Here is a 15648-nt window from a genome sequence, read left to right on the forward strand (position 1 = left end):
GCGCGGGGCGGGGCGCAGGCGCCGGGCCGCGGGGCGCGGCGTGAAGCGGTGGGCCATCTCCGCGATCAGCTCGGCGTGGCTGCTGCCGAGCGGGCCCTCGTCGGGTGTGGAGTCGGTCGGCTTCATGACACCCAGCCTGCCGGACAGGTGTTTCCAACCAGTTGCACGCCCGTCACGCCTGGTTTCCCGAGACTCACCTGAACCGGCGGCGAACGTCAACCACGAGGAGGTTCGCGGGGGCACGGAGGGGTCGCCCCCGACAACACGCAGCCCGAGACTCACCCGAACCGGCGGCGAGCGTCAACCGGATTCACAGCACGCAGGCCGAGACTCGCCCGGAACGGCTGGGCGGCGTCAGCCGGGGGTTGTGGCCTGTTGGTAGAGGGCCTTGACGGCGGGGGTGAAGGCGCTGGCGTAGGAGACGGAGTCGGAGTAGCCGCCCTGTTCGTAGCCGCCTATGACGCCGACCAGGGTGCCCCGGCCGGTTCGGGGGTCGATTCCGGTCAGCATCGGGCCGCCGCTGCTCCCGTCGGCGAAGCCGGGGCAGTCGAACTCGGACTGGGTGTCCGAGTACGGCTTCAGCGTGTTGTGGCAGGCCACCGGCCGCTCCGCGGCCGTGGGGTAGCCGATCACGCCCACCGGCTGCGGCAGCCGCGCCCCGAACTCGATCTGCTCGGCGCCGACCAGGTCCGAGAGCCGGGCCGAGGGGTCGTCCTCACGGTGGACCACCAGGAAGGCGATGTCGTAGTCCGGGTTCCCGTCCGCGACCCAGCGCGGATCGACCAGGATCCGCGAGGAGGCCCACTCGCCGTAGGGCTTCTGCTGGTCGTGGTAGCCGGGCAGGAACACCACCGGCCCGGGCGCGGCCGAGCCGCTCCCGGGTTGCACCACGCAGTGCGCCGCAGTCGCCACCACATCGCCGCCGGGGCTGTCCACCACACTGGCGGTGCAGAAGTGGTGGCTGTCCGGCCCGGTCGACCCGGGCGCGCCGATGAGCACGCCGACGCTCGGCAGCCCGGCGAAGCTGACGTCGCTCCCGGCCGCGGCCGCGGCCCGCGGTCCGGCGAGGACCGCGGGCACCACCACCGAGGCGTCAGCGGCGGGCGCGGACCGCGGCGGGTCGGCCGGCGTCGCCGCGCCCGTCCTGCCCTGGCTGTACTCGAGCACCAGGGCGAAGCAGACCGTGAAGGCGACGAGCCCGACGACGCGGGTGAGCACACGCAACTGCGCACGTGACACGTCGATGTGCTCCTCTCCGAACAAACTAATGGGTCGGAATGATATGCATCGACGGTCGGCCCGTACACCGGCGCGGTCGAACCGGGCCGACTTCTTGACCCCGGTAAGGCGACGAGTCGTCATAAACGGCTTGCGCGCCCGTTTTCCGGCATTATGCCGTACCCGTCAACAGTGCCCAAGCTGCCACGGGCCTGCACTCTTACCCTCTTCGGACAATCGGCCCACTTCGGTCGGTTAAGGTGCCAATACGAACGGATGGGCCCCAGCCCCCGGACCATCGCATGTCGACCGCGCAGGGAGCCTGACCCAGATGAGCCTGACCGGGACAGCGTTCTTCTACGTCCTCATCGCCGCCACCGTGCTGGCCATGGTGGCCACGCTCTTCGCCTGGGGCGCCGTCCGCGGGCCGCGGCCGGTGCGCTGGCTGACCAGGGTCGTCATGATCGCGATCTGCCAGATCACCGCGATCGCCGTGGTGGCCGCCTGGATCAACAACAGCTACGGCCTCTACACGGACTGGAACGACCTGCTCGGCCGGGACAACGGCACCCAGATGGCCGCGATGCCGGGACCGCCGCCGGGCCGGGCCATGTTCACCCGCTCCGGCAACGGCCTGCTGGAGACCTATGTGCACGGCGAGCACTCCAAGCTCTCCGGCCAGGTCCTGGTCTGGACGCCGCCGCAGTACGACGAGCGACAGAACCGCACCAAGAGCTTTCCGGTGATCATGCTGCTGCACGGCATCCCCGGCTCGCCGCTGTCCTGGGTCGAGGGCCTGAACATGCCCGGCATGATCGCCAAGCTGATGGCCTCCGGTCAGGTCAAGCCGGCCGTCGTGGTGATCCCGGTGATCGATCCCGGCGGCGTCGACACGGACTGCAGCGACACCCCCACCAGGAAGAACGCCACCTGGCTGGCCAAGGACGTGCCGGAGCTGATCCGCAGCCAGTTCCGGGTACTGCCCGAGGCCAAGGCCTGGGGAATGCTCGGCTACTCCACCGGCGGACTGTGCTCGGTGAAGCTCGCCATGCAGTACCCGGCCAGCTTCGCCGTCGCCGCGGCGATGAGCCCCGACTCCTTCGCCGGCGACTCGGCGGTGCTGAAGGACCCGGTCCTGCGCAAGGCCAACAGTCCGCTGGCGCTTGCGGACAAGTGGCCACGGGTGTGGATCTTCCTGGCCACCGCCGCGAAGGACCACTCCAGCCCCCCGTCCAACCTGACCGCGCTGCAGCGGGTGGCCATCCCGCCGACCCTGGTGGCCGAGCCGCTGGTGCTGGCGACAGGGGGCCACAGCCCCAACACCTGGGTGCGGCTGCTTCCGACCGAGCTGCACTGGATGAGCGACAACCTCGACCCCGCCCGGGTCCTCGCCCCGCCCAAGAAACCGGCGCCCAAGCCGCAGCCCAAGCATCCGCTGCCGTCGCCCAAGCACTCCGCCGGGCCGGCGCACTGAGGTTCACGGCGCCGGGGAGGTTCCCGGCGCCGCGGGGCTGCTCAGTTCCCTGGGAGGCTACTCGGCTCCCGGGGTGTCGCCCTGCTCGGCGAGGAAGGCCTCGAAGGCGCGGCCGAGCTCGTCCGCCGAGGGCAGGTCGGTCGGCTCGGCCAGCAGGCTCTCGCGGTCCGTGGCACCCGCCGCGGCGTCGTACTGCTGCTCCAGGCCGAGGACGGCCCCGCGCAGCTCGTCGTCGCCCTCGGCGATCTGCTGGTCGATGTCGGTGCGCACCTCGTCCAGCTTGGCCCGCAGCGACACCCCCGGCAGCACCAGCCCGGTCGCCGCCTGGACGGCCTCCAGCACCGCGACCGCGGCCTGCGGGTAGGGGGTGCGCGCCAGGTAGTGCGGGACGTGCGCAGCGAAGCCCAGCACGTCGTGCCCGGACTCGGCCAGCCGGTACTCCAGCATCGCCGCGACGCTGGCCGGCACCTGAACCTTCTCGAACCAGCGCGGATAGAGGCCGAGCAGGTCCTCGCGGCTGCCGTGCGGGGTCAGCCCGACCGGGCGGGTGTGCGGCACGCCCATGGGGATGCCGTGGAAGTTCACGGTGAGCCGGACGCCCAGCTGCTCCACCACCTGGCGCACGGCGATGGCGAAGCGCTCCCACTCGACGTCCGGCTCCGGGCCGCTGAGCAGCAGGAACGGCGCACCGGCCGAGTCGTGCAGCAGGAAGAGGTCGATGGCGGGGGCGTCGTAGGAGGTCCACCGGTCCCGGTCGAAGACCATCGCGGGGCGCCGGGCCCGGTAGTCGACCAGCCGGTCGGCGTCGAAGCGGACCAGCAGCTTGCGCTCGGGATCGTCCAGCAGATGGTCGACGACCTGCTCGCCGACCTCGCCGGCGTCCATGAAGCCCTCGAAGAAGTGCAGCAGCACGGGTCCGGTGCCGGAGCTCTCCCCGGCGCCCCCGTGCGCGCCCGCGCCGAAGGCCGCCTCGACGGCCTCCAGGGCCTGCGGCTCGAATGCGTACAGCGCCTTCGGATCAAGCACGGTGAACCCAATCTCCCTCTACTGCGGCCAAAGTCCTACACAGCCACCAGCATCCCCGACCAGCGCAGTATTCCCGAATCGGAGCCGCACCGGAGCCGTTGTGCCAGCCGGAGCACCCAAACCCGTCGAGGGAGCGCCCCCTCGGACCCCCACACCTCACCACCCGTCCGTGACCACGCCATAAGGCGTCCCGCGAGCCGGAGTGACTTGGGCGTCGAGTGCGGGTATGGTCCTCTCGCTGCACCGCATCGCTGCCGTCGGCAGACCTTGCCACAGCTGTACCCACGCACGACCCAGCAGCACCCCCGTATCGCACCTTGCCTTCACCTGGCCGCCCGCTGTCCTTCGCGCACACGTTCCTTCCTCGGCCATTTCCCGGACAGAGACTGTCCCCCCGCTCCCCGCGCCGCCACGGCTGACGCGCTCCGTCGCCGTACCCGGAACCGCTGGGCGCACCCCCATGTCCCGCCGCCTGAAGGACACAAGGCCCGTGCCCGTACCTGTCTTGCTCCACGGCCGCTCGGTGCGGCTGGAGCCGCTCGACGTGCGTCACATCGAATCCCTCGCCGCGGCCGCCGCGGAGGACCGCAGCAGTTATGCCTTCACCCCCGTCCCGCACGGGATCGAGGCGACCGCCCGCTACGTGGCGGACGCCCTGGCCGCGCAGGAGGCCGGCCGCGCGGTGCCCTTCGCCACCGTGCGGGTCAGCGACGGCGCGGTGGTCGGCTCGACCCGGTTCTGCGAGCTGGACTACTGGCAGGGTCCGGTGATCTGGCCGCCGGCCCCTCGCGGGCCGGTCGGCGACCCGTGGTCCGCGGTGCCGGACGCGGCCGAGATCGGCGCCACCTGGCTGTCCGCGCGGGCACAGGGTACCGGCATCAACACCGAGGCCAAGCTGCTGATGCTGCGTCATGCCTTCGACGTCTGGGGCGTGCGCCGGATCTCCATGCGCGCCGACGCCCGCAACGCCCGCTCCCGGGCGGCGATCGAGGGCCTGGGCGCGGTGCTGGAGGGGGTGCACCGGGCCCACACCAGGGGGCTCGACGGCCTGGTCCGGGGCACCGCGTTCTACTCGATCCTGGACGAGGAGTGGCCTGCCGCCAGGGTCCGGCTGGAGCTGCGGGTCAGCACCCCGCGGATCCAGATCGAACCGGCCAGACCGCTGATCTCCGCGTAGCGGAAGTACAAAAGGAGACCGGGGCGGTCGAACGGACGCCATTGTCCGTCCGACCGCCCCGGCCGTACGGCGGGAACTCTGCGCCGAGCACCGCCGTGCACTGGGGGTGTCGCGCGCAGCGCGCCCGGTCAAGGGTGGCGGTGGGCGACGGGGGCGGGCAGCCCCCTCCTGGCCCTCATCCTTGGTCGGGGACGGGGGTGTTCAGGAGGGGTTGCCTCGCGCTGACACCGGAGTGAGGGGCTCCGATGAGGGTGCGTCAGCGCGAGTCGCTGCCCGCGGTCTCGATGGCGGCGCGACCTGCTTCCAGGCGCGCCACCGGGATCCGGAAGGGCGAGCAGGACACGTAGTCCAGCCCGGCGTGGTGGAAGAAGTGGACCGACTCGGGGTCGCCGCCGTGCTCGCCGCAGACGCCGAGCTTGAGGTCGGGGCGGGTCGCCCGGCCCTCCCGTACGGCGTGCTTGACCAGGGCGCCGACGCCGTCGCGGTCGATGGTCTCGAAGGGGGAGACCCCGAAGATGCCCTTCTCCAGGTAGGCGGTGAAGAAGGAGGCCTCCACGTCGTCCCGGGAGAAGCCCCACACCGTCTGGGTCAGGTCGTTGGTGCCGAAGGAGAAGAACTCCGCCGCCTCGGCGATCTGACCGGCGGTCAGCGCGGCCCGGGGCAGCTCGATCATGGTGCCGAGCTTGATGTCCAGCTTGACGCCGGTGGCGTCCTGGACCTCGCGCAGCACCTGCTCGCACTCGTCCCGCACTATCTCCAGCTCCTGCACCGTCCCGACCAGCGGGATCATCACCTCGGGGCGGGGGTCCCCGCCGCCGCGGCGGCGCTCGGCGGCGGCCTCGGCGATGGCCCGCACCTGCATCCCGAACAGACCAGGGATGACCAGGCCGAGGCGTACCCCGCGCAGTCCCAGCATCGGGTTGGCCTCGTGCAGCTTGTGCACGGCCTGGAGCAGCCGCAGGTCGTTCTCGTTGGGGTCCTTGCGGGCCTCGGCGAGGGCGACCCGCACCGACAGTTCGGTGATGTCGGGCAGGAACTCGTGCAGCGGCGGGTCGAGCAGCCGCACGGTGACCGGCAGCCCGTCCATGGCCTGGAACAGCTCGACGAAGTCGCCCTTCTGCAGCGGCATCAGCGTCGCCAGGGCCGCCTCGCGGTCCTTGTCGTTGTCGGCCAGGATCAGGTGCTCGACCTCCCTGCGCCGCTCCTCGCCGAGGAACATGTGCTCGGTGCGGCACAGACCGATGCCCTGGGCGCCGAAGCGGCGGGCGCGGTTGGCGTCGTCCGCGTTGTCGGCATTGGCCCGGACCCGGAGCTTGCGGCGGACGTCGGCGTGGGCCATCAGCCGGTGCACCGCCTGGACCAGGCCGCCCTCCTCGTCGGCGCCGGCGTGCAGGGTGCCCTCGAAGTACTCCACCACCGGGGAGGGGACCACCGGGACCTCGCCCAGGTAGACCCTGCCGGTGGAGCCGTCGATGGAGATCAGGTCGCCCTCCTCCACCACCTTGCCGTCGGCGGTGGTGAAGCGGCGCTTCTTGGTGTCGACCTCCAGCTCCTCGGCGCCGCAGACACAGGTCTTGCCCATGCCGCGGGCGACCACGGCCGCGTGCGAGGTCTTGCCGCCGCGCGAGGTCAGGATGCCCTCGGCGGCGATCATGCCGTCCAGGTCGTCCGGGTTGGTCTCCCGGCGCACCAGGATCACCTGCTCGCCGGAGCGGGACCACTTGACCGCGGTGTAGGAGTCGAAGACCGCCTTGCCGACGGCCGCGCCGGGCGAGGCGGCGATGCCCCAGGCCACGCGCTCGGCCTTGGTCTTCTCGTCGAAGCGGGGGAACATCAGCTGGGCCAGCTGGCCGCCGGTGACCCGGTGCAGCGCCTCGTCCAGGTCGATCAGGCCCTGGTCGACCAGCTGGACGGCGATCCGGAAGGCCGCCGCGGCGGTGCGCTTGCCGACCCGGGTCTGCAGCATCCACAGCTTGCCGCGCTCGATGGTGAACTCGATGTCGCAGAGGTCCCGGTAGTGGTTCTCCAGGGTCTCCATGATGGACATCAGCTGGTCGTAGGAGGTCTTGTCCAGGCCCTCCAGCTCGGCCAGCTGCATGGTGTTGCGGATGCCGGCGACCACGTCCTCGCCCTGCGCGTTCTGCAGGTAGTCGCCGTAGACGCCCTGGTGGCCGCTGGCCGGGTCGCGGGTGAAGGCGACGCCGGTGCCGGAGTCGGCGCCCAGGTTGCCGAAGACCATGGAGCAGATGTTGACCGCGGTGGCCAGGTCGCCGGGGATGCGCTCCTGGCGGCGGTAGAGCTTGGCCCGGTCGCTGTTCCAGCTGTCGAAGACGGCGTGGACGGCGAGGTCCATCTGCTCGCGCGGGTCCTGCGGGAAGTCACGGCCGGTGTGGTCGCGGACGATGCCCTTGAAGTCCTCGACGATCGACTTGAGGTCGGCGGCGTCCAGGTCCAGGTCGTCGTCGGTGCCCTTGGCCTGCTTGACCCGCTCCAGGGCCTCCTCGAAGCGGTCGCCCTCGACGCCCAGCACGGTCTTGCCGAACATCTGGATCAGGCGGCGGTAGGAGTCCCAGGCGAAGCGGTCGTTGCCGGACTGGGCGGCCAGGCCGCTCACCGAGGCGTCGGACAGGCCGATGTTGAGGACCGTGTCCATCATCCCGGGCATGGAGAACTTGGCACCCGAACGGACCGAGACCAGCAGCGGGTCGGCCGAGTCGCCGAGCCGCTTGCCCATCTGCTGCTCCAGCGCGTCGAGGTGCGCACTCACCTCGGCGCGGAGCGAGGCCGGCTCGTCACCGGTCTCCAGGTAGACCTTGCAGGCCTCGGTGGTGATGGTGAACCCGGGAGGGACCGGGAGGCCGAGGTTGGTCATCTCGGCGAGGTTCGCACCCTTCCCGCCGAGCAGGTCCTTCAGATCCTTGTTGCCCTCGGTGAAGTCGTAAACGAATTTCTGCTCTGCCGACACGGGTCTGTTCTCCTGCCGCACGGTTGCCCTGACGACCGGAAACATACCCAGATCAAAGGCGCTTCAGCGCCCCCGTTGGGCCGTCAGTGGTTTGTACCGACGGGTAACCCGCTAGATCGAATGCACCGAATCGGCCTTCGCCTAGGAAACCGAAATCGTCGCCCTGACGTTAGCCCGCCTTCAAAGGTTGAACGGTCCGAAACCGCAAGATCACACCGCCGCTACTCTGCGTTCATGATCGGTATCGCAGCCGTTGCCCTGCCTTGATTGTCTGCACGCATCTGCCGTCCACTGACGCGGGCACGTTCGGGATCCGTTTCACCCCCCGGTCCACCTGCGCTTTTACGTCCTTCTGACGCAAAGTGAGCAGCAGTGTGGCCAGAGTCACGTGCCTCCGCACGCCTCCGGCCACATGTCGGACGTAGTTTCGCTGCGGTCCACTGGGATGAGCCCTTAGACACCAGCCCCGCCGCCGCGGGGTTCACGCGGGGGTACGGGGGATCGCCCCCCGGGAGGCTGGAGCGCTGAGCCTCAGCCTCCGCTGGTGTCCAGCTCGGCGTCCGCACTGGGTACGGCGCAGTCGTAGGGGTCGTCCAGCCAGCCCTCCGGGAGCACCACCCGGTTCGCCCCCGAAGTGCGTCCGCGCGGGCCGTCGGCGCTCTCGGGCCAGCGCTGGTCCTGGTCCACCGCGGCGAGGTGCTCGGCCAGCTCGTCCAGCGAGGAGGCCAGCGCCAGGGCCCTGCGCAGCTCGGAGCCGACCGAGAAGCCCTTGGTGTACCAGGCCACGTGCTTGCGGAAGTCCACCACGCCGTGCTTCTCGTCGCCGATCCACTCGCCCAGCAGTTGGGCGTGGCGGTGCATCACCCCGGCGACGTAGGAGAAGTCAGGGCGGGCGTACCGGGTCTCCCCTTCGAAGACGCTGACCAGCTCCTTGAACAGCCAGGGGCGGCCCAGGCAGCCGCGTCCGACCACCACGCCGTCGCAGCCGGTCTCGCGGACCATCCGGACCGCGTCGTCGGCCGACCAGATGTCGCCGTTGCCCAGCACCGGGACCTCGGCCGGCACGGACTCGCGCAGCCGGGCGATGGCGGACCAGTCGGCGACCCCGCTGTAGTGCTGGATCGCGGTGCGCCCGTGCAGCGCGATCGCGGACACGCCCTCCTCCGCGCCGATCCGGCCGGCGTCCAGGTAGGTCATGTGGTCGTCGTCGATGCCCTTGCGCATCTTCATGGTCACCGGCAGCCCGCCGGCGTTGCCCACCGCCTGGCGCAGGATGTCCCGCAGCAGGTTCCGCTTGTACGGCAGCGCGGAGCCGCCGCCCTTGCGGGTGACCTTGGGGACCGGGCAGCCGAAGTTGAGGTCGATGTGGTCGGCCAGGTCCTCGTCCGCGATCATGCGGACCGCGCGGCCGACGGTGACCGGGTCCACCCCGTACAGCTGGATGGAGCGGGGCGTCTCGGAGGCGTCGAAGCCGATCAGCCGCATGGTCTTGCGGTCCCGCTCGACCAGCGCCCGGGTGGTGATCATCTCGGAGACGAACAGGCCCTTGCCGCCGGACTGCTCACGGCACAGGGTGCGGAAGGGGGCGTTGGTGATGCCGGCCATCGGCGCCAGCACGACCGGGGGCCACACCTGGATGCCACCCAGCTTCAGCGGGGCGGTTGCGGGGGCTTCGACGGTCGTGGTCATCTCTCGCTCTTCCTGGCAGCGGGCTACTCATCTGCGGGCAGACCCCCCATTGTCCCACCCGGCGGCGGGCGGACCCGACGCTCAGCCCTCGGCGGCCAGCCGGTGCAGCCGCTCGACCCGTTCCCGGGTCTCCTCGTCGGCGGGGGTGTAGCTGATCAGCCGGGTACTGGGGCGCGGGCCCAGCCAGAGCGTGGTGAAGTCGAGGTGCAGCAGCCCGACCCGGGGGTTCAGGAAGCGCTTCTCGCCGTTGTAGTTCATGCCCACCTCGTGCTGCTGCCACTGCGCGTCGAACTCGGGCGAGGCCAGCCGCAGCCGCTTGAGCAGCGCCTTCCAGGCCGGCTCGGCGACGTGGTCGGCCATCGCACTGCGGAACTTGGCCACCATCATGGCGGTCGCCTGCTGGTAGTCGACCAGGCCGCGCTTCCAGTCCGGGTGGGTGAAGGCGAGCAGCATGAGGTTGCGGTCCTGCGGCGCGATCTCGTCCAGGTCGGTGATCAGCAGCCGGTAGGTGCTGTTGTAGGCGAGCACGTCGTAGCGATTGTTCACCGCCACGCAGGGGAACGGTTCCAGTTGCTTCATCATCGCGGTGACCGAGGGGGTTACCGTCGGGCAGGTCGGCACCGGCGTCGGGTCGGGGGTCCCGGCCAGGATGAACAGGTGCTGCCGCTCATTGGGGTCGAGCAGCAGGGCGCGCGAGATGGCGTCCAGGACCTGTGGGGAGACCTGGATGTCCCGGGCCTGCTCCAGCCAGGTGTACCAGGTGACACCGACAGCGGCGAGCTGCGCCACCTCCTCGCGGCGCAGCCCCGGCGTCCGGCGGCGGCCGACCGCGGGCAGCCCGACCTGCTCCGGCGAGATCCGCTCGCGGCGGCTGCGGAGGAATCCCGCGAGCTCACGACGGCGGACGTCGTCCGGGGCGGTGGACCGGAGCAGTTCGAGCGGGGCGGTGGCGGAGGCTGATGGGGTGGCCATGTCTACCAGGATGCACCCTTATGACATCCCTGTGCCAGGTACTCTCAATACCTGGATAACCAGACACTGGTACCAGGCTAAGCCGAGGCGGAAAGTAGTGGCCATGGCTATTCCACTGACCGCACCAGCAACAAGGGCCAACGTTCTGCCGACCGTCACCCGGCTCGGCGGCAACGCTCCCGAGCAGGCGCCCACAGCGCCCCGGTCCGTTCCCCGGCTCAGCACCCTGGGCCTGTTCACCGTCCTGCTCGGCGCCTTCCTGCCGATGCTGGACTTCTTCATCGTCAATGTCGCCCTGCCCACCATCGACAAGGACCTGGTCGCGGGACCGGCGACGCTGGAACTGTTCGTGGCCGGCTACGGCATCGCCTACGCCGTGCTGCTCGTCCTCGGCGGACGGCTCGGCGACCTCTTCGGCCGCCGCCGACTGTTCATCGCCGGTTCGCTCGCCTTCGGCCTGACCTCGCTGGCCTGCGGCCTGGCCCCGACCGCGCTGGCCCTGGTCGGCGCCCGGGTACTGCAGGGCGCGGCGGCGGCGCTGATGCTGCCGCAGGCGCTGGCCACCATCCAGTCCGCCACCGAGGGCGAGCGCAAGGCCCGCGCCATGGGCGTGTACGGCGCGGTCGGCGGTATCTCGGTGGTCATCGGCCAGGTGCTGGGCGGGGTGCTGCTCTCGGCGAACCTCTTCGGCACCGGCTGGCGCTTCATCTTCCTGGTCAACGTCCCGGTCGCCCTGGCCGCCGCGGTGCTGGCGCTGCGCTCGGTCCCGGAGACCCGCTCGGCCAACCCGGCCAAGGTGGACCTGCCCGGCACCGGCCTGCTGGCCGCCACGCTGCTGGCGCTGCTGATCCCGCTGATGGAGGGCCGCGCGGTCGGCTGGGCCTGGTGGACCTGGACCCTGCTCGCCGCCGTCCCCTTCCTCGGCTACGCCTTCGTCCGCACCGAGCGCCGCTCGGAGCAGGCCGGGAACATCCCGCTGATCCCGCTGTCGCTGCTGCGCATCAACGGCCTGCGCACCGGGCTGACCATGGCCGTCCCCTTCTTCACCGGTTTCGGCGGCTTCATGGTGGTGATGGCGGTGGCGCTGCAGCTCGGCCTGCACGAGGGCCCGATCGCCTCCGGCGTGGCCATGGTCCCGATGGCAGTCGGCTTCTTCGCCGCCTCGCTGGCCGGACCGCGGCTGCTGAGCCGCTACGGCAGCAAGGTGATCCGCACCGGCGCGGTCGTCCAGGGTCTCGGCCTGCTGGTGCTGGCCGTCACCGTCGCCGCCGACTGGTCCGGCCTCAGCCCGCTGGTGCTGCTGCCCGGGATGGTCATCGCCGGCACCGGACAGGGCCTGGTGATGCCCCCGCTGATCCGGCTGGTGCTCTCCGAGATCCCGGCCGAGCGCGCGGGCGTGGGCGGCGGCATCCTGGCCACCACCCAGCAGTCCAGCCTCGCCCTCGGCGTGGCCACCCTGGGCACCCTGTTCCTCACCCTGTCCCCCACCCACGGCATGCATGACGCGCTGACCCTGGTGCTGGCCCTCCAGTTCGTCCTCACCCTGGCCGTCATCGCCCTCTCCACCCGCCTACCCCGCCGCATCGGCTGACGCCGCGCGGTCCGTAGCCAAGGCCCCCCCACCGGTACGCCCGGTGGGGGCCTGCTGCCTAGGGGCCAGTACGCGGGTCGGGCGGGAAAGCCCTGGCCGGGTGTCGGTGGCGGGTGGAAGGATCACGGGTATGGCGACGACCGAGAGCAGGCATCCGGCGCGGGCGCGCAGCCGGGAGGAGTTGGCTGCGGTGATGGCCGAGGGCGGGCGGCCGAAGTGGCTGATGTTCTGGGGGCACCAGGACCGGAGGAGGGGGCACCCCCGTCCGGAGGACGGGGGTGGTTCCGTCGGGGCCGGGGCCCTCAGTCAGTGGTGGCCGTCGGTGTTCGTGGTGGACGGGGTGGAGTACGCCTCGGCGGAGCACTGGATGATGGCGGGCAAGGCGCGGCTCTTCGGTGACGAGGAGTCGGTGTCCGGGATCCTCGCGGCCCGGACGCCGGCCGAGGCGAAGAAGCGCGGACGGCTGGTGCGCGGCTTCGACGAGGCGGCGTGGTCGGCTGCGCGGTTCGGTCTGGTGGTGGACGGCAACGTCGCCAAGTTCGGGCAGGATCCGGTGCTGCGCGCCTACCTGTCCGGGACCGGGAGCCGGGTGCTGGTGGAGGCCAGCCCGGTGGACCGGGTCTGGGGGATCGGACTCGCCGCCGACGACGAGCGGTCCGCCGACCCGCTGCGCTGGCGCGGGCTGAACCTGCTGGGCTTCGCGCTGATGGAGGCCCGGGAGCGGCTGGCACGGTGATCCGCCGGGTGCACCCGGCGGAATGCCGGCGTCATGACCCGTAGGAGATGTCCACCGGACCGGAGTTGCTGGTGGCCCTGACCGTGGCGCTGCTGCCCGGGTCGTCCAGGCCGTCGTCCACCGAGGCCGGACCGCTGCGGGAGGTCGCTGTCGCCTGGTAACGGGTGTGCTTGGGCAGCAGGACGTCGACCGGGCCAGAACTCGACCCGGCGCTGACCGACTGCGGCGCGACGGCGAAGTTCAGCGACAGCGGCCCCGAGGCGCTGCGGGCGGTCACGGTCGCCGACCGCAGTCCGTCGCCCTCGATCGGGCCCGAATCCGACCGCAGCCACAGCGGTCCGCTGACGGCGTGGAGGTTCAGCGGGCCGGAGTGCGAGCGCAGACTCACCGCGCCGGAGACACCGTCGACCATGACGGCACCGGAGTCCGACTCCGCGTCGACCGCGGTGCCCGCCGGGACCTGCAGCCGCACGTCCGTCTGGCAGTTGAGCGAGCCCAGGAACGGGCCCCCGCCGCAGGACACCGACAACACCAGGGTGTCCTTGTCCCAGGAGTAGTCCACCTTCGGCTTGGCGGTGACCCAGCCGATGTCCTGAGCAACCGTCACTTTGCCGCCGGTGCTGCCACCGTGGACCTCGACCGTGCCGCCGGCGGAGTTGATCCGCACCCGCGAGATCGGATGGCTGCTGGTCCAGCCGGACGTGGCGTCCCGCCGGGCCAGCTTTCCGACCAGCACCAGCCCGGTGGTGCAGGCCACCACCAGCGCGGTGATCAGCGCGACGATCCACCACAGTCTCTGCTTCAGCGAGTCCGGCCCGTTGAAGGTGATCACGCCTCGGTTCATGGTGCCCCCTGCTGCTCGTCGGTCATGGCCGCTGGTCCAGGAAGCGCAGCACCGCCATCACCCTTCGGTGCTCCCCGTCGGTCGGGGAGAGCGCCAGCTTCATGAAGATGTTGTTGATGTGCTTCGCCACCGCACTCTCGCTGACCACCAGGGTCTGCGCGATGGCCGCGTTCGACCTGCCCTCCGCCATCAGCGACAGCACCTCGCGCTCGCGCGGGGTCAGCGAGTCCAGCGGACCGCTCTGCCGGCGCAGCAGCAGCTGCGAGACCACCTCGGGGTCCAGCGCGGTACCGCCGGCGGCGACCCGCTCCAGGGCGTCCAGGAAGTCGTCCACATTGGCCACCCGCTCCTTCAGCAGGTAGCCGACGCCGCGGGTGTCCCCGACCAGCAGGTCGGCGGCGTAGCGCTCCTCCACGTACTGGGAGAGCAGCAGGACCGCCACCGACGGCCATTGCTGACGGATCATCAGGGCCGCCCGCACACCCTCGTCGGTGAAGCCCGGCGGCATCCGGACGTCGGTCACCACCACATCGGGGCTGTGCTCCGCCACCGCCGCCAGCAGCGCCTCGGCCTCCCCGACGGCGGCCACGACCTCGTAGCCGACCGCCTCCAGTACCTTGACCAGTCCGACCCGCAGCAGGACCGAGTCCTCGGCGATCACAGCACGCACGGCAACTCCACGGTGAGAGTGGTGGGGCCCCCGGAGGGGCTGCTGACGGCGAGGGTCCCGTCCACCGAGGCGGCGCGCTGCCGCAGCCCGGAGAGCCCGGTCCCCCTCGCCGGGTCCGCACCGCCGATCCCGTCGTCGAAGACGGTGATCACGATGCGCGGGCCACTCTGCCGCACCGACACCTCGGACCGCGAGGCGCGGGCGTGCTTGGCGATGTTCGCCAGCGCCTCGGAGACCACGAAGTAGGCCACCGCCTCCACCGCGGGGGCGGCCCGCTGCTGCAACTCCACGGTCAGCCGCACCGGAAGCGGGGCACGGGCGGTGATGCCGGACAGCGCGGCGTCCAGGCCGCGGTCCTCCAGCACCACCGGGTGCAGCCCGCGGACCAGGTCCCGGAGCTCGGCGATGGCGGCCTGCGCCTCGCGGTGCGCCTCCTCGATCACCTCCATGGCCCGCGGCGCCTGCTCGTCGACCGGGAGTCCCCTGAGCATCCGCCGGGCCAGGCCCAGGTTCATCGCCATGGACACGAGCCGCTGCTGGGCGCCGTCGTGCAGGTCGCGTTCGATCCTGCGCCGCTCGGCGTCGGCCGCGTCGACGACCTCGCTGCGGCTCTCCGCCAGCGACTCGACCCGGCGCTGCAGCTCCCTGGCCCGGTTGGGACCGAGCAGCGCGGCCGCCGCCCTGGTGTCCAACTGGCGCACCAGCAGCGCCGCCCAGGGCAGGGTCCAGAGCAGCAGCACCCCGAGCACGGTCATCCACAGCAGGCTCCGGCCGCCCTCGTTGACGACCAGGCTGCCTGTCGGCGCCAGCACCGTCCAGGCGTAGACGGTGGACAGCACCAGGCCGACGGTCCAGCCCGCCAGCACCAGCACCGCGAACGCGGCCACCAGCGGGCCGGCCAGCAGGTGGTAGGCCAGCTGCCGCCAGGTGCTCTCGGCCCGGAGCACCCGCAGCCGCTGCCGGCCGCGCAACGGCTGGTCGGGTCCGGGGATCTCCGGGATGTCCAGGCCCAGCAGGGCCCGGAACCGGCTCCGCTGCAGCCGGGTGAGCAGGGGCAGCAGGCCCAGCAGGACCCCCAGGACCAGTACGGCCCCGATGAGCAGCAGCTTGGGCATCAGCACGGCCGCCCACACCGTCGGCACCGCCAACGGCACCCCGGCGGCGATGAAGCCGGTCTCCTGCCAGCCCCAGAGCAGCACCGGGCCGCCCAGCACCCGCAGCACGGTCCGCCAGGCGGGCAGCGGAATCATCCGGGCCGGGCCGGGGGTTGTCGTTGCCATGGGTCA

12 protein-coding genes are annotated in these 15648 nt (G+C 71.4%); 4 read left to right on the forward strand and 8 right to left on the reverse strand.

The window, feature by feature from the left end:
• Nucleotides 1–354: 354 nt before the first annotated feature.
• The gene (locus TR46_RS19315) at nucleotides 355–1239 is read right to left on the reverse strand and encodes a trypsin-like serine peptidase (protein ID WP_161790158.1); all 885 of its coding nucleotides are present in this window, start codon (nucleotides 1237–1239) and stop codon (nucleotides 355–357) included.
• Between the two features lie 310 nt (nucleotides 1240–1549).
• Between TR46_RS19315 and TR46_RS19320 the strand changes: the two genes are divergently transcribed.
• A complete protein-coding gene (locus TR46_RS19320; RefSeq protein ID WP_063770625.1) occupies nucleotides 1550–2692 on the forward strand; it encodes an alpha/beta hydrolase in 1143 nt (380 codons plus the stop codon).
• A 57-nt stretch (nucleotides 2693–2749) separates the two neighbouring features.
• On the opposite strand, the gene TR46_RS19325 is transcribed toward TR46_RS19320, so the two are convergent.
• On the reverse strand, nucleotides 2750–3718 hold the full coding sequence (locus TR46_RS19325; protein ID WP_042402789.1) for a proteasome assembly chaperone family protein: 969 nt from the start codon (nucleotides 3716–3718) through the stop codon (nucleotides 2750–2752).
• A gap of 490 nt (nucleotides 3719–4208) precedes the next feature.
• On the opposite strand from TR46_RS19325, the gene TR46_RS19330 reads away from it, so the two are divergent.
• The gene (locus TR46_RS19330) at nucleotides 4209–4895 is read left to right on the forward strand and encodes a GNAT family N-acetyltransferase (protein ID WP_042402791.1); all 687 of its coding nucleotides are present in this window, start codon (nucleotides 4209–4211) and stop codon (nucleotides 4893–4895) included.
• A 256-nt stretch (nucleotides 4896–5151) separates the two neighbouring features.
• Here TR46_RS19330 and ppdK read toward each other — a convergent pair whose 3' ends face one another.
• The 3 genes from ppdK to TR46_RS19345 form a co-directional block, all read right to left on the reverse strand.
• A complete protein-coding gene (gene ppdK, locus TR46_RS19335; RefSeq protein ID WP_042402793.1) occupies nucleotides 5152–7905 on the reverse strand; it encodes a pyruvate, phosphate dikinase in 2754 nt (917 codons plus the stop codon).
• A 486-nt stretch (nucleotides 7906–8391) separates the two neighbouring features.
• Nucleotides 8392–9549, reverse strand: a complete 1158-nt coding sequence (dusB, locus tag TR46_RS19340) for a tRNA dihydrouridine synthase DusB (protein ID WP_042402796.1) — start codon at nucleotides 9547–9549, stop codon at nucleotides 8392–8394.
• Nucleotides 9550–9630: 81 nt separating this feature from the next.
• Nucleotides 9631–10521: a helix-turn-helix transcriptional regulator gene (locus tag TR46_RS19345; RefSeq protein ID WP_084718726.1), complete on the reverse strand. Its 891-nt coding sequence runs from the start codon at nucleotides 10519–10521 to the stop codon at nucleotides 9631–9633.
• A gap of 103 nt (nucleotides 10522–10624) precedes the next feature.
• Here TR46_RS19345 and TR46_RS19350 point away from each other — a divergent pair, with 103 nt between their 5' ends.
• Together TR46_RS19350 and ybiA are read left to right on the forward strand one after the other, a co-directional pair.
• Complete coding sequence (locus tag TR46_RS19350) at nucleotides 10625–12112, forward strand: MFS transporter (protein WP_042402798.1); 1488 nt, start codon at nucleotides 10625–10627, stop codon at nucleotides 12110–12112.
• Nucleotides 12113–12242: 130 nt separating this feature from the next.
• Entirely contained in the window at nucleotides 12243–12848 is a 606-nt protein-coding gene (ybiA, locus tag TR46_RS19355; protein ID WP_042402802.1) for a riboflavin biosynthesis intermediates N-glycosidase, read from the forward strand.
• A gap of 31 nt (nucleotides 12849–12879) precedes the next feature.
• Here the strand turns inward: ybiA and TR46_RS38100 are convergent, their stop codons facing one another.
• From TR46_RS38100 to TR46_RS19370, 3 genes are read right to left on the reverse strand one after another with little or no spacing between them, the layout of a single operon-like run.
• Nucleotides 12880–13692, reverse strand: coding sequence for a DUF4097 family beta strand repeat-containing protein (locus TR46_RS38100; protein ID WP_084718727.1), 813 nt, complete (start codon nucleotides 13690–13692; stop codon nucleotides 12880–12882).
• Nucleotides 13693–13714: 22 nt separating this feature from the next.
• Nucleotides 13715–14362: a response regulator gene (locus TR46_RS19365; RefSeq protein WP_042402804.1), complete on the reverse strand. Its 648-nt coding sequence runs from the start codon at nucleotides 14360–14362 to the stop codon at nucleotides 13715–13717.
• A complete protein-coding gene (locus TR46_RS19370; protein WP_236655392.1) occupies nucleotides 14350–15642 on the reverse strand; it encodes a sensor histidine kinase in 1293 nt (430 codons plus the stop codon). Before TR46_RS19370 ends, TR46_RS19365 begins: the two co-directional genes overlap by 13 nt.
• Between the last annotated feature and the right edge of the window lie 6 nt (nucleotides 15643–15648).

This window comes from Streptacidiphilus carbonis, assembly GCF_000787775.1.
GTDB lineage: Bacteria > Actinomycetota > Actinomycetes > Streptomycetales > Streptomycetaceae > Streptacidiphilus > Streptacidiphilus carbonis.

Coding starts and splice junctions, on each gene's coding strand:
- ybiA (WP_042402802.1), top strand. CDS start 12,243: ATGGCGACGACCGAGAGCAGGCATCCGGCGCGGGCGCGCAGCCGGGAG.
- TR46_RS19350 (WP_042402798.1), top strand. CDS start 10,625: ATGGCTATTCCACTGACCGCACCAGCAACAAGGGCCAACGTTCTGCCG.
- TR46_RS19370 (WP_236655392.1), bottom strand. CDS start 15,642: ATGGCAACGACAACCCCCGGCCCGGCCCGGATGATTCCGCTGCCCGCC.
- ppdK (WP_042402793.1), bottom strand. CDS start 7,905: ATGTTTCCGGTCGTCAGGGCAACCGTGCGGCAGGAGAACAGACCCGTG.
- TR46_RS19345 (WP_084718726.1), bottom strand. CDS start 10,521: ATGGCCACCCCATCAGCCTCCGCCACCGCCCCGCTCGAACTGCTCCGG.
- TR46_RS19320 (WP_063770625.1), top strand. CDS start 1,550: ATGAGCCTGACCGGGACAGCGTTCTTCTACGTCCTCATCGCCGCCACC.
- TR46_RS38100 (WP_084718727.1), bottom strand. CDS start 13,692: ATGAACCGAGGCGTGATCACCTTCAACGGGCCGGACTCGCTGAAGCAG.
- dusB (WP_042402796.1), bottom strand. CDS start 9,549: ATGACCACGACCGTCGAAGCCCCCGCAACCGCCCCGCTGAAGCTGGGT.